At 63.2% G+C, this 19,668-nt stretch carries 21 protein-coding genes and 2 pseudogenes; 11 read left to right on the forward strand and 12 right to left on the reverse strand.

All coding sequences use genetic code 11. The features are described from left to right. Window positions 1-68: 68 nt before the first annotated feature. From AC56QQ_RS01635 to AC56QQ_RS01665, 7 genes and pseudogenes are all read right to left on the reverse strand, one after another. Window positions 69-1,160, reverse strand: coding sequence for a 3-deoxy-7-phosphoheptulonate synthase (locus AC56QQ_RS01635; protein ID WP_497125313.1), 1,092 nt, complete (start codon window positions 1,158-1,160; stop codon window positions 69-71). A gap of 197 nt (window positions 1,161-1,357) precedes the next feature. Further along, a complete protein-coding gene (locus tag AC56QQ_RS01640; protein WP_489858858.1) occupies window positions 1,358-2,152 on the reverse strand; it encodes an SDR family oxidoreductase in 795 nt (264 codons plus the stop codon). Between the two features lie 37 nt (window positions 2,153-2,189). Further along, window positions 2,190-3,191, reverse strand: a complete 1,002-nt coding sequence (gene iolG, locus AC56QQ_RS01645) for an inositol 2-dehydrogenase (RefSeq protein ID WP_497125314.1) — start codon at window positions 3,189-3,191, stop codon at window positions 2,190-2,192. A gap of 113 nt (window positions 3,192-3,304) precedes the next feature. After that, window positions 3,305-4,013: pseudogene (locus AC56QQ_RS01650) on the reverse strand (ATP-binding cassette domain-containing protein). Window positions 4,014-4,075: 62 nt separating this feature from the next. After that, window positions 4,076-5,152, reverse strand: a complete 1,077-nt coding sequence (locus tag AC56QQ_RS01655) for an ABC transporter permease (protein WP_497125315.1) — start codon at window positions 5,150-5,152, stop codon at window positions 4,076-4,078. 100 nt (window positions 5,153-5,252) lie between these two features. Then, the gene (locus tag AC56QQ_RS01660; RefSeq protein WP_497125316.1) at window positions 5,253-6,194 is read right to left on the reverse strand and encodes a sugar ABC transporter substrate-binding protein; all 942 of its coding nucleotides are present in this window, start codon (window positions 6,192-6,194) and stop codon (window positions 5,253-5,255) included. A 377-nt stretch (window positions 6,195-6,571) separates the two neighbouring features. Further along, the gene (locus AC56QQ_RS01665) at window positions 6,572-7,603 is read right to left on the reverse strand and encodes a LacI family DNA-binding transcriptional regulator (protein ID WP_497125317.1); all 1,032 of its coding nucleotides are present in this window, start codon (window positions 7,601-7,603) and stop codon (window positions 6,572-6,574) included. A gap of 169 nt (window positions 7,604-7,772) precedes the next feature. On the opposite strand from AC56QQ_RS01665, the gene AC56QQ_RS01670 reads away from it, so the two are divergent. From AC56QQ_RS01670 to AC56QQ_RS01680, 3 genes are read left to right on the forward strand one after another with little or no spacing between them, the layout of a single operon-like run. Continuing rightward, on the forward strand, window positions 7,773-8,864 hold the full coding sequence (locus AC56QQ_RS01670) for a fatty acid desaturase family protein (RefSeq protein ID WP_497125319.1): 1,092 nt from the start codon (window positions 7,773-7,775) through the stop codon (window positions 8,862-8,864). Between the two features lie 31 nt (window positions 8,865-8,895). After that, the gene (locus AC56QQ_RS01675) at window positions 8,896-9,210 is read left to right on the forward strand and encodes a MocE family 2Fe-2S type ferredoxin (RefSeq protein WP_497125320.1); all 315 of its coding nucleotides are present in this window, start codon (window positions 8,896-8,898) and stop codon (window positions 9,208-9,210) included. Beyond that, the gene (locus AC56QQ_RS01680) at window positions 9,207-10,445 is read left to right on the forward strand and encodes an NAD(P)/FAD-dependent oxidoreductase (RefSeq protein WP_497125321.1); all 1,239 of its coding nucleotides are present in this window, start codon (window positions 9,207-9,209) and stop codon (window positions 10,443-10,445) included. The genes AC56QQ_RS01675 and AC56QQ_RS01680 overlap by 4 nt, the downstream gene beginning before the upstream one ends. A gap of 15 nt (window positions 10,446-10,460) precedes the next feature. Here the strand turns inward: AC56QQ_RS01680 and AC56QQ_RS01685 are convergent, their stop codons facing one another. The 5 genes from AC56QQ_RS01685 to hslV all read right to left on the reverse strand — a co-directional run bounded on the left by AC56QQ_RS01685 (window position 10,461) and on the right by hslV (window position 14,586). Further along, window positions 10,461-11,420 (reverse strand): DUF1402 family protein, encoded by a 960-nt coding sequence (locus tag AC56QQ_RS01685; RefSeq protein WP_489858852.1) that lies wholly within the window; start codon window positions 11,418-11,420, stop codon window positions 10,461-10,463. A 173-nt stretch (window positions 11,421-11,593) separates the two neighbouring features. Beyond that, window positions 11,594-12,904: an ATP-dependent protease ATPase subunit HslU gene (gene hslU, locus AC56QQ_RS01690; RefSeq protein WP_091584160.1), complete on the reverse strand. Its 1,311-nt coding sequence runs from the start codon at window positions 12,902-12,904 to the stop codon at window positions 11,594-11,596. A 4-nt stretch (window positions 12,905-12,908) separates the two neighbouring features. Continuing rightward, on the reverse strand, window positions 12,909-13,514 hold the full coding sequence (locus AC56QQ_RS01695; protein ID WP_497125322.1) for a DUF2585 domain-containing protein: 606 nt from the start codon (window positions 13,512-13,514) through the stop codon (window positions 12,909-12,911). Between the two features lie 3 nt (window positions 13,515-13,517). Further along, window positions 13,518-14,045, reverse strand: a complete 528-nt coding sequence (locus AC56QQ_RS01700; RefSeq protein WP_497125324.1) for a GNAT family N-acetyltransferase — start codon at window positions 14,043-14,045, stop codon at window positions 13,518-13,520. Next, window positions 14,035-14,586, reverse strand: a complete 552-nt coding sequence (gene hslV, locus AC56QQ_RS01705) for an ATP-dependent protease subunit HslV (protein WP_489858849.1) — start codon at window positions 14,584-14,586, stop codon at window positions 14,035-14,037. Before hslV ends, AC56QQ_RS01700 begins: the two co-directional genes overlap by 11 nt. A gap of 258 nt (window positions 14,587-14,844) precedes the next feature. Here hslV and hisB point away from each other — a divergent pair, with 258 nt between their 5' ends. The 8 genes and pseudogenes from hisB to AC56QQ_RS01745 all read left to right on the forward strand — a co-directional run bounded on the left by hisB (window position 14,845) and on the right by AC56QQ_RS01745 (window position 19,645). Next, complete coding sequence (hisB, locus tag AC56QQ_RS01710; protein ID WP_489858848.1) at window positions 14,845-15,444, forward strand: imidazoleglycerol-phosphate dehydratase HisB; 600 nt, start codon at window positions 14,845-14,847, stop codon at window positions 15,442-15,444. Window positions 15,445-15,448: 4 nt separating this feature from the next. Beyond that, window positions 15,449-15,924, forward strand: a pseudogene (locus AC56QQ_RS01715) (DUF2628 domain-containing protein). 1 nt (window position 15,925) lies between these two features. After that, complete coding sequence (gene hisH, locus AC56QQ_RS01720) at window positions 15,926-16,576, forward strand: imidazole glycerol phosphate synthase subunit HisH (protein WP_497125325.1); 651 nt, start codon at window positions 15,926-15,928, stop codon at window positions 16,574-16,576. A 5-nt stretch (window positions 16,577-16,581) separates the two neighbouring features. Next, on the forward strand, window positions 16,582-16,872 hold the full coding sequence (locus AC56QQ_RS01725) for a DUF1330 domain-containing protein (protein ID WP_091584180.1): 291 nt from the start codon (window positions 16,582-16,584) through the stop codon (window positions 16,870-16,872). A gap of 4 nt (window positions 16,873-16,876) precedes the next feature. Continuing rightward, window positions 16,877-17,626 carry a 1-(5-phosphoribosyl)-5-[(5-phosphoribosylamino)methylideneamino]imidazole-4-carboxamide isomerase gene (hisA, locus tag AC56QQ_RS01730; protein ID WP_497125326.1) on the forward strand — a complete coding sequence of 250 codons (750 nt, stop codon included), beginning with the start codon at window positions 16,877-16,879 and terminating at the stop codon, window positions 17,624-17,626. Continuing rightward, window positions 17,623-18,459 carry an arginase family protein gene (locus tag AC56QQ_RS01735; protein ID WP_497125327.1) on the forward strand — a complete coding sequence of 279 codons (837 nt, stop codon included), beginning with the start codon at window positions 17,623-17,625 and terminating at the stop codon, window positions 18,457-18,459. The genes hisA and AC56QQ_RS01735 overlap by 4 nt, the downstream gene beginning before the upstream one ends. Next, entirely contained in the window at window positions 18,456-19,250 is a 795-nt protein-coding gene (gene hisF, locus AC56QQ_RS01740; RefSeq protein ID WP_497125328.1) for an imidazole glycerol phosphate synthase subunit HisF, read from the forward strand. The genes AC56QQ_RS01735 and hisF overlap by 4 nt, the downstream gene beginning before the upstream one ends. Window positions 19,251-19,321: 71 nt before the next feature. Next, window positions 19,322-19,645 (forward strand): phosphoribosyl-ATP diphosphatase, encoded by a 324-nt coding sequence (locus AC56QQ_RS01745; protein WP_489858842.1) that lies wholly within the window; start codon window positions 19,322-19,324, stop codon window positions 19,643-19,645. The last annotated feature ends 23 nt before the right edge of the window (window positions 19,646-19,668 follow it).

Below are 19,668 nucleotides of genomic sequence, written 5' to 3' on the forward strand. Positions count from 1 at the left end.
TCCGTCTCGGCGCTGCGCGCCGATCCACCTTCTCCCACAAGGGGAGAAGGTGTGGCGATGTGCCTTTCTCAGGCGGCTCCCTGACGGCTCTTCATCATGGCGCGGCGCGCCGACCGGCGCCACTCGACGGCGCCGGCAAGGCCGTGCAGCACCGTCTCGGTGGTCACCCAGTCGATGCAGCCGTCGGTGATGCTCTGGCCATAGACGAGCGGCTTGCCGGGCACGACGTCCTGCCGGCCGGCGACGAGATTGCTCTCGATCATGACGCCGATGATGCGTTCGTCGCCCGCCGCGACCTGGCCCGCGACATCGGCCGCCACCTTCGGCTGGTTCTCCGGTTTCTTGCTTGAGTTGGCGTGGCTGACGTCGATCATCAGCCGGGGTGCGACGCCGATGCGGCCGAGTTCCACGCTGGCGGCCTCGACGCTCGCCGCATCATAGTTGGGCTGAACGCCGCCGCGCAGGATGACGTGACAGTCCTCATTGCCGGTGGTCGTCGCGATGCCGCTGCGCCCGCCCTTGGTCACCGCCATGAAGTGATGCGGCTGGGCGGCGGATTTCACCGCCTCGGCCGCGATCCGCAGATTGCCGTCGGTGCCGTTCTTGAAGCCGACCGGGCAGGACAGGCCGGATGCGAGTTCGCGGTGGATCTGGCTCTCGGTCGTGCGCGCGCCGATCGCGCCCCAGGCGACGAGGTCGGCAATGTATTGCGGGGTGGTCATGTCGAGGAATTCGGTCGCCGCCGGCAGGCCGAGATTGTTGACGGCGGAGAGCACGTTGCGCGCCATCCTGAGCCCCTTGTCGATGTTGAAGCTGCCGTCCAGATCGGGATCGTTGATCAGGCCTTTCCAGCCGACCGTCGTGCGCGGCTTCTCGAAATAGACGCGCATCACGATCTCCAGCCGATCCGACAGGCTTTCGCGCAGCGCCGCCAGACGGCTGGCATAGTCCACGGCGGCGACCGGATCGTGGATCGAACAAGGCCCGACGACGACGAGCAGCCGATCGTCGGTACCGTTCAAAATAGCGTGGATCGCGTTGCGTGACGCGGTCACGGTGCGCGTCGCCGTCAGCGTGCGCGGGATCTCCCGCATCACCTGGTCCGGCGTACTCAATTCCCTGATTTCCTTGACCCTGAGGTCATCTGTGGTGGTCAACACGGCTTTCTGCTCCTGTTAGGAGACCTGCCGGCTGAAACAAAAAAGCCGCCAGGTCTGGCGGCTTGTCGGATCTTGATGCTGCGATCTTCAGATCGAGCGCAATCCTCCCGCCGCCAGCGAGCTCCTAAAGTACCAATACGTGGCGGTCAGGTTGATCATGCGGCTCATATAGTCGAAGCTGAAGCGTTTGTCACCTGCTACTCGCCGACCACTCCGGCAATGTTCTGGTCGTAGTCGACCAGCGACCCGGTCATGACGCCGGCCTGCGGGCTGATCATGTAAGTGATCAGCCGGGCGAGCTGCGCCGGCTTCACCAACTGGCCCATCGGTTGCGCGGCCTCGGCCTTTTCCAGCCAGTCGTCGGTCGCGCCGTGCCATTTCTTCTGCACGATGTCCTCGCCCTCTGTGTCCATCCAGCCGGGCAGCACGGCGTTGCAGCGGATGCGATTGCGCCGGTAGGCACTGGCGACATTCTTGGTCAGCGTCATCAGCGCACCCTTGCTCGACGAATAGGGTGCGAGGAACGACTGGCCGGCATGCGCCGACATCGACAGCACGTTGACGATCGAACCCGGCGCCTTGCGCTCCAACAGATGCGTTACAAGCCCTTGCATGAGGAAGAAGGGGCCGCGCACATTGGTGTTGAAGATCTGGTCGAAGACGTCCTCGGAGGTTTCGACCAGCGAGCCGCGCGCCGACGTGGCGGCGGCATTGACCAGCGCGTTGACGGTGCCGAAATGCGAGATCGCGGTTGCGACGGCGCGCTTGCAATCGGCCACCTTGGCGACGTCGGCGCTGATGAAGATCGCGTCGACGCCTGACTTCTTGAGGCTTGCGACGGCCTTGTCGCCCTTCTCCTGCGAGCGCCCCACAAGCGCCAGCGCCCGGCAGCCCTCGTCGGCCAGGGCCTCGGCGACGGCGAAGCCGATGCCTTGCGCGCCGCCGGTGACGATGGCGCGCGTCTCTGAATTGCGACCGGCTGAACCGTTCATCGCTCTGCTCCTGTGCCTTGGGTTCGGATACCGGTTCTTACTTTGCCGTGTCGAGGCGGACGGTCTTGCCCGATGTGGCTGATTTCAGCGCCGCGTCAGCCAGTTTCAGCGCCACGAGCCCGTCGGCGCCGCTTGGCGCCGCCTTCTTGCCCGAGGTCGCCGCGGTGATGAAGGCGGCGATCTCATTGGCATAGGCGTCGAGATAGCGGGTCATGAAGAAGTCGTGCAGCGGCGGGCGCGTATAGCCCTTCTCGTTGGCCAGTTCGATCGACACCGGGCGCTGGTTCTCGGCCGCGACCATGCCCTTCGAACCATGCACCTCGATGCGCTGGTCGTAGCCATAGGTGGCGCGGCGCGAGTTGGAGATGATGGCCTGCTTGCCGGAAGCGGTTTCCAGGATGACGCTGACGCTGTCGAAATCGCCGGCAGCGCCAATCTTCTTGTCGACCAGCACCGAGGCATGCGCGCTGACCGCCACCGGCTCCTCGCCGAGCAGGAAGCGCGCCATGTCGAAATCATGGATGGTCATGTCGCGGAAGATGCCGCCCGAGCGCTTGATGTAGTCAATCGGCGGCGCGCCCGGATCACGCGAGGTGATGGTGACCATCTCGACGGTGCCGATGGCGCCATCGTCGATCGCCTTGCGCACGGCGGCGAAGTGCGGATCGAAGCGGCGGTTGAAGCCGACCATCAGCGTTGCCTTGGTCTTCTCGACCACGGCCAGGCACTTCTCGACGCGCTTGACGTTGAGGTCGATCGGCTTCTCGCAGAAGATCGCCTTGCCGGCCTTGGCGAAACGCTCGATCAGGTCGGCATGGGTGTCGGTTGGCGTGCAGATGACGACGGCGTCGATGTCCTCGGATTTTTCGATGGCGTCGATCGTACGCACTTCGGCGCCATAGGCCGATGCCAGTTCCTTTGCCGCCTTCTCGAACGCATCGGCAACGGCAACCAGTTTGGCCTGCGGGTTGGAGCCGACGGCGCGGGCGTGGACCTTGCCGATGCGGCCGGCACCGAGGAGGGCGAAGCGGAGAGTCATGGAATGTCCTTTGAGGGTGGTTCGAAGCTGTCGGCGCCGGTCATGGGCGCGGGTGATTTTCCGGTCAAGACGACATCGACAGGGAGGCGATGACCACCGCCTCCGCGCCCGGCCTAGGCCGCGAGTTCCGCCTCTCCGGTCTTGGCGCCGGTGATGTAGGAGACGACATCCTGCCCGTCGGTGTCCTGCTTGCGCAGATTGGCGACGATGCGGCCGCGGCGGAAGACGACGATGCGGTCGCAAAGGTCGAACACCTGGCGCATGTTGTGGCTGATCAGGATCAGCGGCTCGCCATTGTCCTTCAGCGTGCGGATGATGTTTTCGACCTGCGCCGTCTCCTGCACGCCAAGCGCCGCTGTCGGCTCGTCCATGATGATCAGCTTGGAGGCGAAGGTCGCGGTCACTGGCGATCGCCACGCACTGGCGCTGGCCGCCCGACATGTGGCGGATGGTGTTGGACAGATTGGGGATCTTCACCGCCGTGCGGATCAGTGCCGCCTCGGTCGCCTTGCGCATGTACTTGCGGTCGAGGATCGAGAACGGGCCGAGATTGAACAGCACCTTTTCCCGGCCAAGGAAAAGGTTTGACGGCACGTCGAGATCGTCGGCCAGCGCCAGGTTCTGGAACACGGTCTCGATGCCCGCCGTGCGCGCCTCGATAGGGCCAGTAAAATTCACTTCCTTGCCGTCGAACCAGATCTGGCCGCTGGTGCGCTGCTCGACCGCGGTGATCTGGCGCACGAAGGTCGACTTGCCGGCGCCATTGTCGCCCATGATGGCGACATGTTCGCCTTTGCGCAGCTCGAAGTTCGCGCCTTCCAGCGCATGCACGCCGCCATAGCGCTTGGTCAGGTTTTCGGTTTTCAGGACGATGTCTGACATGGTCAAGCCCTCAATGCCCGCAGGCGTTGGCGCCACTGGTCGAGGACGACCGCACCGACGATGATCACGCCCTTGACCATCTCCTGGTAGTAGGCGTCGAGGCGCAGGAAGGTGAAGCCGGAGATGATGACGCCGAAGATCAGCGAGCCGATCACAGTGCCGATGATCGAGCCGCGGCCGCCCGACAGCGAAACGCCGCCGATGACCGCCATGGCGATCGCGTCGAGTTCGTACATCACGCCCATGCCGGACTGGGCGGTAAGGTTCTTGGAGCTCAGCACCACGGCGGCGAGCGCGGCAAGCACGCCGGCGATGACATAGACGAGGATCTTGTGGTTGGCGATCTTGATGCCGGACATGCGCGCGGCGTCCTCGTTGGAACCGATCGCATAACAGTGCTTGCCATACCTGGTGTAGGTCATGATCAGCTGGAACAGCACGGCCAGCGACAGGAAGATGATGACGGGCATCAGGCCCTTGCCGATCGCGGCGAAACTGTCGGTGGGAAACGAGATAGGCTGCCCCTTGGACCACCATTTGGCGATGCCGCGCGCGGTGACCATCATGCCGAGCGTGGCGATGAATGGCGGGATGCGCGTGTAGGCGATCAAAGAGCCGTTGACCAGGCCGGCGAGCAGCCCGCAACCGATCGCCACCAGCACCGGAACGATGACAGGCAAGTCGGTCCAGCCTTGCGCCAGGAACATCGCCTTGGGGTTGGGATTGCCGTTTACCGTCGCCACCTGGGCGAAACTCATGGCGATCATCGCGGTCGCGCCGACGATGGAGCCCGAGGACAGGTCGATGCCGCCGCAAATGATCACTTGCGTCACGCCGATGGCGATGATGCCGACGATCGACACTTGCAGGATGATGATCTGCAGGCGCGCTTCGTTGAAGATCCCTGAGACATCGCTGCGGGTGTTGAACAGGAAGCTGTCGCCAAGAAAGATCCTGCCGATCAGTTCGAAGACGACAATGAGGATGACAAGCGCCAGGAAAACGTTGAACTCGGCCGGCCAGGCGCGCTTCCTCGCATCATAGCTGAGTCCTCCGACGCCGTGAGATGTCTGTGCCAAATCTTCTATCCTCCGTCAGCCGTGGTCGCCCCTCCTTGCCTTGCTGGCGTCGAGGGAAGAAGAGCGGCGCTGTGAGAGCGCCGCTCCGTATGCCGGCTGCTCAGTTCTTCTTCAGGAACTTGTCGATGTTCGCAGGGGTCACCAGCTGGAAGGGGACGTAGACCTTGTGTTCGACCTTCTCGCCCTTGGCCAGCTTGAGCGCTGCATCGAGAGCACCCGCGCCCTGGCCGGCCGCGTCCTGGAACACGGTTGCGTCGAGGTCGCCCGCCTGCATGGCGGCAAGCGCGTCCTGGGTGGCATCGACACCGCCGACGACGACCGCCTTCATGTCGACGTTGGCGGCCTTCATCGCCTGGATGGCGCCGATGGCGCTTTCGTCATTGTTGGCGATCACGCCATCGAACGGCTTGCCGGTCGACAGCCAGTTGGTCATCAGGTTCTGGGCTTCGTCGCGGTTCCAGTTCGACGTCTGCTTGTCGATGATCTTGATGAAGCTGCAATCCGGCGTGGCGATCACTTCTTCGATGTCCTTGGTGCGCTGCACGGCGGCCTGGTTCGACAGCTCGCCCATGATCACATAGACGTTGGCTTCCTTCTTGCCGGCTTCCTTGAACAGGCGGCAGACTTCCTTGGTCTCGAGCGTGCCGGAATCGGCCTCGTTCGAGGCAACGAATGCCTGGTTGTCCGGCAGCGTGTCCACGTTGACCGGCTCGCGATTGACATAGACCAGCGGAATCTTGGCGGCGGCCGCGGCATCGGACATCGCCTGCGTAGCCGAGGTGTCGACCGGGTTGACGATGATCGCATCGACCCCCGAAGCGGCGAAGTTCTTGATCTGGTCAAGCTGCTTGGCAACGTCGTTCTGCGCGTCCTCGACCTGCAGCTCGACGCCGCTCATGCCCTTGGCCTGCGCGATCATCCCATTGCGCAGCACGGTCAGGAAGTTGTCGTCGAACTTGGCCATCGATACGCCGATCTTGGCGGCCATGGCGGATGAACTCATCAGCGCCGCGAAAGCGACGCCCAAAAGCAGTTTCTTCATTGTATCTCTCCTCCACTCTTGGTGTCCGGCTGCACCGATCTATCCGGAATCCCCGATCTCCCGGGGAATCTCTCCCGATTGCCATTTCCGTCCCGGGTGACGCCTTCCAAATTCGCTGGAACGTCGAACCCTCTGTTTGAAACAGATGTTACCGGAACGAAAGAACCAAAATATACTGCTGGTGAAATATTTATTCCATTTTACGCCAAGGCGTCAAGGGCGATTCCAAAACCGGAAGCGCGATTTTCGGATCACGGGCGCTTGCCGCCAAGCCGGACACCGACGATCGGCCGATGTTCCCGCGACGTCGCTTCGCTGCTGCTCCGTTTGAAAGACGAAGCGGCAGGCGTCTCAGCCAATCTCGAAGATCGAGACCCCTAGATATTCTCGGGCAGATAGATGTCGAACGGCAGGAAGGTCTGGCCCGGCGCATTCGCTGCGCCCGTCTCGATGGCATGTGCCATGAGGTCGACCAGTTCCCGGCAAAGCGCTGCAAGTGGCGTGGAGATCACCATGGTCAGGATGTTATCGGCCAGGGCGGAACGCGATACCGCTGTGATCTCGTTGCAGATGACCGCGGGCATCTCGGCCGGCCTTGCCTGCCTGAGCGCCGCGACCGCGCCCTCCATGCCGCCGCCGGCGACATAGAGGCCGGCGAGGTCGGGGTGGCGGCCCAGAAGCTCGATGATGGTGTCATGCGTGATCTGGTTGGCTTCCAGGTTGACCAGCGTTTCAAGCAAGGTGAATTCCGGTGCCTGCTCGCGAAAGAAGGAACGAAAGCCGATCTCGCGCAGTTCATGGCCGTGGAAGCGGTGGCTGCCGACGAACAGGGCGACCTTGCCCGGCCGCCTGGCGGCCTTCGAGATCATCCATGCCGCGGTGCGGCCGACCTTGCGGTTGTCGAGGCCGACATAGCCCTCGCGAATGCCGGCGGCAAAGTCGGACAGCAGGGAAAACACCGGCAGTCCTTTCGCCTTCATCTCCTCGACCGCGACGGTCAAGGTGGGGTGATCCGGTCCGACCAGGGCGACGGCCCTGCATTTGGCCGCCAGCTTGCGCGCGCGCTCGACGATTTCGTCCGGCGCCAGCGAGTCCGCGAAATCGATTGTGGCGACTCCGCGAAAGCGCTGCGATCGCGACACGGCGAGTTCAAGCTCGCGTGCAAACTCGCTGTAGAAGACATAATTGCCCCTGAGCAGCAGGAAGCCGAGCCGATACTCGGGCGACTCATGACGCATGCGCTGCTTGATCAGGCCAGCGGCGTGGTAGCCGATCTCGGTCGCCGCCTCGTAGACGCGCCGCGCCGTTTCCTCGCGCACCGGCAGGCGGCTGTTGAGCACGCGGTCCACCGTGGCGACACTGACGCCGGAGATGCGCGCCAGATCGGTGATGGTCGGCCGTTTCGCCATGCTTGCCTCACGGAATTGTTCGACAGCCTTCCTACATCATTCTGATAGGAAATGATAGAAACTATCTTTGTGATGTTGAGTCTATCATGCGTCGGCGCTATTTTCATGCCTGAAGCTAATGGAGGATAGGCATTCGTCTTGGCGGGTGCCTTTGCCATGGGAGGCAACCATGTCCACGACGCCGTCCCGGCGTGACTACAGCCTGATTGGCCGCGACGCCCAGCTCGCCGTCGAGACAGGCCTGTCGGCGGCCGAATGGTATCACACGGAGATTCCGCGCAAGCAGATGAAGGAGCTGATGCAGCGCTCCGACGGGCCGGCGATCCGCGATACGCTGATCTGGCTCGCCGCGCTGGTCATCAGTGGCGCCGGCGGCGCCTGGTTCTGGGGCACATGGTGGTGCGTGCCGTTCTTCTTCGTCTACGGCGTCCTCTATGGCTCTTCCACCGATTCACGCTGGCACGAATGCGGCCACGGCACGGCGTTCCGGACGCAGTGGATGAATGATGCGGTCTACCAGATCGCCTGCTTCATGATCATGCGCAATCCGGTGACCTGGCGCTGGAGCCACACGCGCCATCACACCGACACCATCATCGTCGGCCGTGACCCGGAAATATCCGTCATGCGGCCGCCGGACCTGGCTCGCGCCGTCCTCGGCTTCGTCGGCGTGCTCGACGCCTGGCATGCGATGAGCGACATGCTGCGCAATGCCGCCGGCAACATCAGTGCGGCGGAAAAGACCTTCATTCCCGAGCAGGAGCAGCCAAAGGCGATCCGCATTGCCCGCATCTGGACGGCGATCTATGCCGCGACGATCGCGCTGGCGCTCTACACCGGCTCGTTCCTGCCCTTGATGCTGGTCGGCCTGCCCAGGCTCTATGGCGCCTGGCACCACGTCATGGTCGGTCTGCTGCAGCACGGCGGGCTGGCCGACAACGTCACCGATCACCGGCTCAACAGCCGCACCGTCTATATGAACCCGATCAGCCGTTTCATCTACTGGAACATGAACTACCATATCGAGCATCACATGTTTCCCATGGTGCCCTATCATGCGCTGCCGAAGCTGCATGAGCTGATCAAGCACGACCTGCCGGCGCCGACACCGTCGATCCTGGCCGGTTATCGCGAGATGATTCCTGCCTTCCTGCGCCAGCTGCGCAACGAGGACTATTTCCTCAAGCGCGAACTGCCGCCTACCGCCAGGCCATACCGCGAGGAATTCCACGACGATGCCGTCGCCGCCGCGGCGGAATGATCTGGCTATCCGATTTCCAGGAGGGGACTGAATGAGCGACTGGGTTGCGGCCTGCGCCGCCGGCGATATCGACGAAGAGGATGTGATGCGCTTCGATCATGGTGGCCGCACTTTCGCCATCTATCGCAGCCCGGACGACGAATACTTTGCCACCGACGGCCTTTGCACGCATGAAAAGGTGCATCTCGCCGACGGGCTGGTGATGGACGACATCATCGAATGCCCCAAGCACAATGGCCGCTTCAGCTACAAGACGGGTGACGCCCGCGGCGCGCCGGTCTGCGTCAACCTCCGGACCTATCCGGTCAAGGTCGACGCTGGAAAAGTCCTCGTTCAGATCGGATGATGGCGATGGCGCGCGGAATGGTCATCATTGGGGCCGGCGAATGCGGTGGCCGGGCAGCATTGGCGCTGCGCGATCTCGGTTATGAGGGACCGGTGACGCTGGTCGGTGATGAACCGTATCTGCCCTATGAACGCCCGCCACTGTCCAAGGACGCGATGGTCAGCGACGCGCCTGAAATCAGGGCGATCGCCAGCGACGAGGTGCTGGCCGAGAAATCGATCCGGCATATCCATTCCGTCCAGGCCGTGGCGATCGATCGCGAGGCGCATAAAGTGCGCCTGTCGGACGGTTCGGTCCTGCCTTACGACAAGCTCTTGCTGGCCACCGGTTCGACGCCGCGCAAACTGCCGTTGCCGGGCCTTGGCGCGCGTTGCGTCTATCTCCGCACCTTCGCCGATGCGCTGGCCATTCGTGCCCATCTCGGCGCTGGCAACCGTATCGCCATCGTTGGTGGCGGCTTCATCGGTCTCGAACTCGCCGCCGCTGCCCGCAAGCTCGGCGCCGCGGTCACCGTCATCGAGGCGCAGCCGCGCATCCTGATGCGCGGCGTGCCGGCCGAGATCGCTGAAATCATCCATGATGCGCATGTCGCCGAGGGTGTCGACATCCTGTGCGGCGATGGCATTGCTTCCATCGCCGACGATGGCAACGAGGTGCGCGTGACGCTTGCCGGTGGACGAGAGATCGTCGCCGGTCTCGCCATCATCGGCATCGGCGCCGTGCCGGTGACCGGGCTTGCGGCCGAAGCCGGCCTGGCGATCGACAACGGCATCGCTGTCGACGCACAACTGCGTAGTAGCGATCCCGATATCTTTGCCGCCGGCGATTGCTGCTCGTTCCCGCTCGCCGTCTATGGCGGCCGCCGGGTGCGGCTGGAAGCCTGGCGCAACGCCCAGGAGCAGGGTGCGCTGGCGGCCAGAAACATGCTTGATACCGGCGAGGCGCATGCGGCGGTGCCGTGGTTCTGGTCGGATCAGTATGGCCTGAGCCTGCAGATATCAGGACTTTCCGACGAAGGGCGCAGCACCGTGCGCCGCGATCTCGGCGACGGCGCCTTCATCCTCTTCCACCTCGCCGAGGACGGCAGGCTGGTGGCGGCCAGCGGCATCGGCCCCGGCAACGCGGTCGCCCGCGATATCAGGCTGGCCGAAATGCTGATCGCCAAGCGGGCGAAGCCGGCGCCGGACGCGCTCGGTTCGCAGGCCATCAAGCTGAAGTCGTTGCTGGCGGCCTGAGCCCATACGGGAGCCCTAAAACAGCGCCCGCAATTCCGGCAGCTTGTCGTTGACCAGCCAGCCATAATAGTTCTCTTCCGGCAGCTTTTCGGGCTCACCGGCGGCGCGGCGCTTGTCGTTCTCGGCTTTCAGCGTGTAGGCGCGCTGCTCCGGATTGCCGACATTGTAGAGCGTGGCGGTCAGCCCCGGATTGCCCGAAATGTCGAAGCCGGCAATGCTCTTGTAGGCGTCGATCGATTTCCTGATCGTCGCGGCGACGTAAGGCAGCGTCAGGTCGGGATCCATGATGGTCTTGTAGACGGAATTGGGATCGGCGACATCGAGCTTGGGCAGGCCTGAAACCTTGTGCACGAGATCGCTCATTTGCAGGGCGGTCAGCGGGTTGAGCTGGCCGAGGCCGAAGGTCTGGCCGGCATAGTAGGGCTGGAAGAAGGTGGCGCCGAAACGATCGTCGGGAAAGCTCTCCCCGCCAACGCTCTTGCCGCGGAACGAATGGTTCCACACCTGCTCGCGGCATTCCCACAGATCGTAGCTGTCGGACATCCCGGCGCATTTCTTGAATTCCGGCCGCTGCACGAAATCGGTGATGTCCTCGCCGTCATAGGCGAAGGACAGCTTGCTCGACAGATAGGAGATCGCCTTGACGTAATAGGTCTGCAGCCGGTCATAGGCGTCGACATTGTAGGTGTGCTCGCCGACAATGGCGCCGACGATGTGCAGGGGATCAATGCCGTAGGCGGCGGCTGCCTTCTTGATCTTGCCGCGCAGGTCGGCGTCGTTCTGTAGCAGGGCGTAGACCTTGCGGTACTTCGCCTGGAAGGTGGTGTTGGTGGCTTGCGTGCGCCGGCTCGAGGCGCCCGGAATGTCGGGCTGCTCGGCATTGCGGTTTCCCGCCGGCACCAGTGTTGCTGCGTCAGCAGCGAACAGCGTCGCCGCCAGCGTCAAGCCGAGAATGACCAGGATCAGTTTTTTCATGCGCCGCCGCCTAAAGAATTGCCGCGCAAACTAGGTAAAGCTCTGGGTCGAGTCGAGAGCGTCCCTTCACCCGGCAGGACGAAAGGTGGCCAGATGGTACCATCTGGCCACACATGATTGAGCTGCCGGAACGCGTTGCCTGAACCGGCGCCGGAACAGCCCGGCGCCGGTCTTTAAAGGATGAATCGCGACAAATCTGTGTTTCTGGACAGGTCGCCGACATGCTTTTCGACATAGGCGGCGTCGATTGTCACCGCGGTGCCGTTGCGATCCGGCGCGTCGTAGGAGATTTCGTCCAGCACCCGCTCCATTACCGTCTGCAGCCTCCGGGCGCCGATGTTCTCGACGCTGGCATTGAGGTCGACGGCGATGCCGGCCAGTGAATCGATGGCGTCGTCGGTGAAGGACAGCTCGACACCCTCGGTCTTCATCAGCGCGATATACTGCTTGATCAGGCTCGCCTCGGTCTCGGTCAGGATGCGGACGAAATCGTCCTTCTCCAGCGCGCGCAGCTCGACGCGGATCGGCAGGCGGCCTTGCAACTCCGGCAGCAGGTCGGACGGCTTCGAGACATGGAACGCGCCGGAGGCGATGAACAGGATATGGTCGGTCTTCACCGGCCCATATTTGGTCGCCACCGTGGTGCCCTCGACCAGCGGCAGCAGGTCGCGCTGCACGCCTTCGCGTGACGGGCCGCCCGAAATGTCTGATCTGGCCGCGATCTTGTCGATCTCGTCGAGGAAGACGATGCCGTCATTCTCGGTGGCGTCGAGGGCCAGTCGCACCACTTCGTCCTGGTCGAGCAGCTTGTCGGACTCGTCGCCGACCAGCAGCCCGTAGGACTCCTTGACCGTCGTCTTGCGCGTCTTGGTCTTCTTGCCGCCCATCGCCTTCGACAGCATGTCGTTGATGTTCAGCACGCCGATATTGGCGCCCGGCATGCCGGGAATCTCGAAGCCGGGCATGCCGCCATTGCCGGTGTCGGCAACCTCGATCTCGATTTCCTTGTCATCCAGCTCGCCGTCGCGCAGCTTCTTGCGGAAGCTGTCGCGGGTGGCCGGGCTCGCCGTCTTGCCGACGAGCGCTTCCAGAACGCGTTCCTCGGCGTTGATGTGGGCGCGGGCCTTGACGTCCTCGCGCATCTTCTCGCGCACCAGCCCGATGGCGATCTCGACCAGGTCGCGGATGATCTGCTCGACGTCACGGCCAACATAGCCGACTTCGGTGAACTTGGTCGCCTCGACCTTGACGAACGGCGCACCGGCGAGGCGCGCCAGGCGGCGCGAAATCTCGGTCTTGCCGACGCCCGTCGGCCCGATCATCAGGATGTTCTTCGGCATCACCTCTTCGCGCATCTGGCCTTCCAGCTGTTGGCGGCGCCAGCGGTTGCGCAAGGCGATGGCCACGGCGCGCTTGGCGTCCTTCTGGCCAATGATGAAGCGGTCGAGTTCCGAAACGATTTCGCGGGGAGAGAATGTGCTCATATCACTAAATTCCACTTTGCCACTGCTTGATGGTCTCGAACGGATGCAGCAGCATGATCACGTTGAGTGTCAGATTGTCCCGGATGAGATAGCCGGTACCGAGTTCGAAGAGGATGGCGAGGCTGACGATCACCCATATAGGTAGCCTTCGCGCCATCACAAATCCCAGCACCATGGCCAGTGTGTCAGACACCGAATTGATGATGCTGTCGCCGTAATAATCGAGCGAGATGGTGCCGGCGCGGTAGCGTTCGATGATGAACGGGCTGTTTTCGAGCAGCTCCCAGCCGCCCTCGACGAGGACGGCAAATGCCAGCCTCAGCCCGATCGGCGACCCCGGGAACAGATATCGCGCCAGCGCGTAGAACAGGAAGCCGTGGATGATGTGCGAGAACGTGTACCAGTCCGAAATGTGTTGGGAGTTCTCGGAACTGTTCACCACGCCGTGCCACAGCTTGACGTAACCACAGGTGCAGATCGGCGGGTGGCCCATCAGGTAGAGCGTGACGGCCTGGACAATGACCAGGCCAAGCACGATCAGAAGTCCCAGTCGCCAGCTGTTCTCGTAGGCCGAGAGGTCTTTGTCCTCGCTGGATACGGATGCGTTCATGCCCTATTGTCCCTCTTCCGCGTCGCTCTCGTCGGCGTCGATCGCCATCAGCACGACGTCACCATAGACTGATTGCCGCCGATCAATGGCCTGGAAGCCAGCCTTTTCATAGGCACGAATGGCTCGACCGTTGGTGGGATCGGGGTCGATGATGACGCGCGGAACGCCTTCCTCGAACAATTGTTCGACGAACCGGCGCACGATTGCCGAACCATGGCCGATGCCGACCAGCTCGAGCCGGCCGATCGACAGGTCGATGCCAAGCGTGCCGAACGGCTGGTCGGCATAGGGGTGGTCGTCTTCCAGATGCGGATCGTAGCTCTGCAGATAGCCGATCGGCTTGCCGTCGAGCTCCACGATCAGCGGCTCGACGGAAATCGAGTCGATATGTTCGCGAATCTCGGCGATTTCCGTCTCGGGATCGTTCCACCACTGCGCGACATGTGGCTCGGCGAGCCAGCCGGCGATCATCGGCAGGTCTTTCTCGGTCACCGGCCGAAAATCGTAGAGCACCACCTTCTCAGGCGGCATTGAGCGTTTCGATGACGAAATTGTTGTTGGTGTAGACGCAGATGTCGGATGCGATCTGCATCGCCTTGCGGGCGATCTCCTCGGCGTCCTTGTCGGTGTCCATCAGCGCGCGTGCCGCGGCCAGCGCGTAATTGCCGCCCGAACCAATGGCCATAACGCCATATTCGGGTTCGAGCACATCACCGGTGCCGGTGAGCGCCAGCGAGATCGACTTGTCGGCAACCAGCATCATCGCTTCCAGCCGGCGCAGATAGCGGTCGGTGCGCCAGTCCTTGGCGAGCTCGACGCAGGCGCGCGTCAACTGGTCGGGATATTGTTCGAGCTTGGCTTCGAGCCGTTCCAGAAGCGTGAAGGCGTCGGCGGTGGCGCCGGCGAAACCGGCAATCACATTGCCGTCCTTGCCGATGCGGCGCACCTTGCGTGCATTGCCCTTCATGATGGTCTGGCCAAGGCTGACCTGGCCGTCGCCGGCGATCACCACCTTGTTGCCCTTGCGCACCGTCACGATGGTCGTGGCGTGCATGGTCAGTTCATTCGACATTTCCTGGCTCCGATTCGCGCGATCCCAAAAGGCGATTGGCGCGGTACGAGTAACTTTGATCGGCCATATGTATGCATGGGGCAAACGATTGCAAATCGCCTCTCCGGCAGGGCCGATACCTTTCCGCATCGCAACTGGCAATCGCCGGATCATGCTGATAGAAGGCTTTCGTTTTCAAGCCTGCGAGCGCTTGGACCCCGTGAACCGGTCACGATGTGGACCTCTGGGACTGTGAACCTCTGGGACAAGGATAGAGTGATGGCGCCCCGTTCCGCCGAAGCAAGCCGCAAGACCAGGGAAACCGACATCTCCGTGTCGGTCCATGTCGACGGCTCGGGCAAGTCGGACATCGCCACGGGTGTCGGCTTCTTCGATCATATGCTGGACCAGCTCTCGCGCCATTCGCTGATCGACATGACGGTCAGGGCCAAGGGCGACCTGCATATCGACGACCATCACACCGTCGAGGACACCGGCATCGCGCTCGGCCAGGCGCTGGCCAAGGCGCTCGGCGAGCGGCGCGGCATCATGCGCTACGCCTCGATCGACCTTGCCATGGACGAGACGCTGACGCGCGCCGCGATCGACGTGTCCGGCCGCCCGTTCCTTGTCTGGAACGTGTCGTTCTCGTCGCCGAAGATCGGCACGTTCGACACCGAGCTGGTGCGTGAATTCTTCCAGGCGCTGGCGCAGAATGCCGGCATCACGCTGCATGTCACCAACCACTACGGCGCCAACAACCACCACATCGCCGAGACCTGCTTCAAGGCGGTGGCGCGCGCGCTGCGCGCCGCTCTGGAGCGCGACCCGCGCCAGCCGGACGCGGTTCCCTCCACCAAGGGATCTTTGAAGGGATAGCGTCATGGCCACCTATGTCGTCATGGAACCGCCCGGTCGCAGTGAAAAGGTCGACGTAACGGCCTTTGTCCGCGATGGCTTCACCTGGCTCGGTTTCCTGGTGCCGCCATTGTGGCTTGCCGGCACCGGCTGTGGATCGAAGCAGCACTCGCCTTCGTCGTCATGGGCCTGCTTTCGATGCTTGGCGAAAGGCTTGGCCTTGGGCTGGCCGGCTCGCTGCTGTCCCTGCTGGTTTCGCTGTATGTCGGGCTGGAGGGACAGGGGCTGCGCATCGCGGCGCTTCGCCGCCGCGGCTGGCACGAATGGGGCGTGGTCGAGGCCGGCTGGCTCAACGATGCCGATATACGCTATGCGCTGGAAGCCGATGCGCTTGCCGGTGAGGTTGCGCCGCCGCCGCGCATGGTCCCGGATGCCGCCCGGGCGCGCCCGGCGCAGCCGGGAATAGCCCTGGGGCTGACCCACATTCCGGGACGAAGCTGACATGCGGGTTGCGATCATCGATTATGGTTCGGGCAATCTGCGCTCGGCCACCAAAGCTTTCGAGCGCGCCGCTCGTGAAGCCGGCATTGCCGCCGACATCGACCTGACCGCCGATGCCGAACGGGTGCGCACCGCCGACCGCATCGTGTTGCCCGGCGTCGGCGCCTATGCCGACTGCGCCGCCGGACTGCGTGCCGTCGCCGGCATGTGGGAAGCGGTCGAGGAAGTCGCTATTCGAAAGGGTCGGCCTTTCCTCGGCATCTGCGTCGGCATGCAGCTGATGTCGCAGCGAGGCCTGGAAAAGACGGTTACGAACGGCTTTGGCTGGATCGCCGGCGACGTCAAGGAGATCACGCCGGCCGATCCGTCCCTGAAAATCCCGCAGATCGGCTGGAACACGATCGATCTCAAGCGCCAGCATCCGCTGTTTTCCGGCATTCCCACCGGGACCAGCGGATTGCACGCCTATTTCGTCCATTCCTATCATCTCGATGCGCGCAAACCCGAGGAGGTCCTGGCGGCTGCCGACTATGGCGGACCGGTGACGGCCACCGTCGCCCGCGACAATCTGGTCGGTACCCAGTTCCATCCGGAAAAAAGCCAGGCGCTGGGCCTGGCACTGATCACCAATTTCCTGCGCTGGAGGCCCTGAAGGATATGAGCAAGAAGGGCTACTGGATGGCGATGATCGATGTCCGCGACCCGGAGGTGTACAAGCAGTACATCGAGGCAAATGCCGTTGCCTTCGCGAAGTACGGCGCGAAATTCCCGGTGCGGGCCGGTCGCTACGAGAATCCGGAAGGACCGACCGGAAACCGCCACGTGCTGGTTGAGTTCGACTCCTACGACAAGGCGGTCGAATGCTATCATTCGCCGGAATATCAGCAGGCCTCGAAGTTCCGGCTTGCCGCCTCGACCGGCCATTTCGTCATCGTTGAAGGCGCCTGAACGGATGATCCTTTTCCCCGCCATCGATCTCAAGGACGGCCAGTGCGTGCGCCTTAAGCACGGCGACATGGCGACCGCGACGATCTACAATGACGATCCGGCGGCCCAGGCGCTGGCCTTCGAAAGACAGGGTTTCGAATGGCTGCACGTCGTCGACCTCAACGGAGCGTTCCAGGGCCAGAGCGTCAACAGCGCGGCGGTCGGCGCCATCCTCAAGGCGACAAAGAACCCGGTGCAGCTCGGCGGCGGCATCCGCACGCTGGAGCAGATCGAGGACTGGCTCGATCGCGGGCTCGCCCGTGTCATCCTTGGCACGGTGGCGGTGCGCGATCCCGACCTGGTCAAACAGGCCTGCAAGGCTTTTCCGGGCAAGGTGGCCGTCGGTATCGACGCCAAGGGCGGCAAGGTCGCCGTCGAGGGCTGGGCCGAGGCGTCCAGCCTCGGCGTCATCGAACTGGCGAAGAAATTCGAGGGCGCCGGCGTCGCCGCCATCATCTACACCGACATTGATCGGGACGGCGTGCTGACCGGCATCAACTGGGACGCCACGATCGACCTCGCCGACGCCGTGTCGATCCCGGTCATCGCCTCCGGTGGCCTCGCTTCGATCGCCGACATCGTGCGCATGACCATGCCCGATGCAAAAAAGCTCGAAGGCGCGATTTCCGGTCGTGCGCTCTATGACGGCCGCATCGATCCGGCCGAGGCGCTGGCAGTCCTGCAGGGCAGGCCGGCGATGGAGACGCGGCCGTGAAGCTCTCCATCATTCTGGCATCGTATGACAGCGGCCACTATCACGGTGGCATGGGCCAGGGTCCGGACGCGCTGATATCAGGCGGTCTCGTCGACGCCCTGATCATGGCCGGCCACGACGTCGTGGTCGAGGACATCGGCAGGGTCGGCGACGACCAGGAGCGCGAGATCGTCACCGGCTTCGCCGTCTGCAACGCGGTTGCGACCGAGGTTCGCCTTGCCCGTGACACTGGCCGATTTCCCATCGTTCTTGCCGGAAATTGCCTGACCAGCGCCGGTGCGGTCGCCGGCGAGGGCGCCGATGCGATCATCTGGGCCGACCAGCATGGCGACCTCAACACGCCCGAGACATCCATCCATGGCTTCCTCGACGGCATGGCGCTGGCGACGGTGCTTGGCCTGTGCTGGCGGCCGATGGCAGCCGCCATTCCCGGTTTCAAGCCGGTCGATCCTGCACGCTGCGTGCTCGTCAACGCGCGCGACCTCGATCCGGCGGAAAAGCAGCTTCTCCAGACATTGCCGGTCATTTGGACGGAATGTCCCGGAGTGGCCCAGGCAACCGAAAAGCTGAAGGCCGCCGGCGCCAAACGCGTGCACATGCATCTTGATCTGGACGTGCACGACCCGAAGGAGCTGCAGGCCAACCGCTATGTCAGTCCAGGCGGACCCAGCCCCGAACAGTTGCGCGACGCGGCTTGTGCCATGGCGCTTGCGGTGCCGGTCGTCGGCATCACCATTTCAGCCTACGATCCGGCCTTCGACGCGCGGGCGGATGTTCCGCCGCGGGTCGGTGAGTTGCTCAACGATCTCATCGCCACGATAGAGGGAAGGTGATGCTGAAAGCCCGTGTCATCCCCTGTCTCGACGTCAAGAACGGCCGTGTCGTCAAGGGCGTCAACTTCGTCGATCTCATCGACGCCGGCGATCCGGTCGAGGCGGCCAAGGCCTATGACGCGGCCGGTGCCGACGAGCTCTGCTTCCTCGATATCACCGCTTCATCCGACAATCGCGAGACGATCTTCGACGTCGTCGCCCGCACCGCCGAACAATGCTTCATGCCGCTGACTGTCGGCGGCGGCGTGCGCCAGGTCGCCGATATCAGGAAGCTGCTGCTGGCCGGAGCCGACAAAGTGTCGATCAATACGGCGGCGGTGAAAAACCCGGATTTCGTCGCCGAGGCGGCCGACAAGTTCGGCAACCAGTGCATCGTCGTCGCCATCGACGCCAAGAAAGTGTCAGCCGCCGGCGAAGCCGACCGTTGGGAGATCTTCACCCATGGCGGTCGTGAAAAGACCGGCATCGATGCGGTTGAATTCGCCCAGCTTATGGTCGATCGCGGCGCCGGCGAGATCCTGTTGACGTCGATGGATCGTGACGGCACCAAGGCCGGCTATGACATCGCGCTTACCCGTGCGGTCGCGGATGCGGTACGTGCGCCGGTCATCGCTTCCGGCGGCGTCGGCACGCTCGATCACATGGTCGAAGGCATTCGCGACGGTCATGCCGGCGCGGTTCTGGCGGCTTCCATCTTCCATTTCGGCACCTACACCATAGTGCAGGCCAAGGCCCATATGGCCGCCGCGGGGCTGCCGATGCGGCTGGACTCACCCGGCAATCGGCCTTAAAGCATGATCCCGGAAAGTGGGAACCGGTTTCGGAAAAAGATCATGCTTAAACAAGCAGATAGATGACGCCCATGACCGAGTTTTCACTGTCCGATCTGGAAAAAACCGTCTGGGAACGCGCCCATTCCGGTGACCCGGACTCGTGGACGGCAAAACTGTTCGCGCGCGGCATCGACAAGGCGGCACAGAAGCTTGGCGAAGAGGCGGTCGAGACGGTGATCGCCGCCGTGAAGGGCGACAAACAGGCCCTCGTTTCGGAAAGCGCCGATCTTATATATCATTGGCTCGTTGTTCTCGGCCTCTCGGGGGTTCCGCTGAGCGACGTGCTCAAAGAGCTCGAAAGCCGCACCGGGCGTTCGGGCATCGCCGAGAAGGCATCACGGCCGAAGGGCTGACCGCGAGGGAGGGCAGGTATCTC

This window comes from Mesorhizobium sp. RCAM 05099, from assembly GCF_059683685.1.

Bases quoted from the DNA above. Each gene is read 5' to 3' on its own strand.
- AC56QQ_RS01695 (WP_497125322.1), bottom strand. From the start codon at position 13,514: ATGAACGCATCCGTATCCAGCGAGGACAAAGACCTCTCGGCCTACGAG.
- hisA (WP_497125326.1), top strand. From the start codon at position 16,877: ATGATCCTTTTCCCCGCCATCGATCTCAAGGACGGCCAGTGCGTGCGC.
- hisB (WP_489858848.1), top strand. From the start codon at position 14,845: ATGGCGCCCCGTTCCGCCGAAGCAAGCCGCAAGACCAGGGAAACCGAC.
- AC56QQ_RS01665 (WP_497125317.1), bottom strand. From the start codon at position 7,603: ATGGCGAAACGGCCGACCATCACCGATCTGGCGCGCATCTCCGGCGTC.
- AC56QQ_RS01675 (WP_497125320.1), top strand. From the start codon at position 8,896: ATGAGCGACTGGGTTGCGGCCTGCGCCGCCGGCGATATCGACGAAGAG.
- hslU (WP_091584160.1), bottom strand. From the start codon at position 12,904: ATGAGCACATTCTCTCCCCGCGAAATCGTTTCGGAACTCGACCGCTTC.
- AC56QQ_RS01745 (WP_489858842.1), top strand. From the start codon at position 19,322: ATGACCGAGTTTTCACTGTCCGATCTGGAAAAAACCGTCTGGGAACGC.
- AC56QQ_RS01670 (WP_497125319.1), top strand. From the start codon at position 7,773: ATGTCCACGACGCCGTCCCGGCGTGACTACAGCCTGATTGGCCGCGAC.
- AC56QQ_RS01680 (WP_497125321.1), top strand. From the start codon at position 9,207: ATGATGGCGATGGCGCGCGGAATGGTCATCATTGGGGCCGGCGAATGC.
- AC56QQ_RS01725 (WP_091584180.1), top strand. From the start codon at position 16,582: ATGAGCAAGAAGGGCTACTGGATGGCGATGATCGATGTCCGCGACCCG.
- AC56QQ_RS01700 (WP_497125324.1), bottom strand. From the start codon at position 14,045: ATGCCGCCTGAGAAGGTGGTGCTCTACGATTTTCGGCCGGTGACCGAG.
- AC56QQ_RS01640 (WP_489858858.1), bottom strand. From the start codon at position 2,152: ATGAACGGTTCAGCCGGTCGCAATTCAGAGACGCGCGCCATCGTCACC.
- AC56QQ_RS01660 (WP_497125316.1), bottom strand. From the start codon at position 6,194: ATGAAGAAACTGCTTTTGGGCGTCGCTTTCGCGGCGCTGATGAGTTCA.
- hisH (WP_497125325.1), top strand. From the start codon at position 15,926: ATGCGGGTTGCGATCATCGATTATGGTTCGGGCAATCTGCGCTCGGCC.
- AC56QQ_RS01685 (WP_489858852.1), bottom strand. From the start codon at position 11,420: ATGAAAAAACTGATCCTGGTCATTCTCGGCTTGACGCTGGCGGCGACG.
- hslV (WP_489858849.1), bottom strand. From the start codon at position 14,586: ATGTCGAATGAACTGACCATGCACGCCACGACCATCGTGACGGTGCGC.
- iolG (WP_497125314.1), bottom strand. From the start codon at position 3,191: ATGACTCTCCGCTTCGCCCTCCTCGGTGCCGGCCGCATCGGCAAGGTC.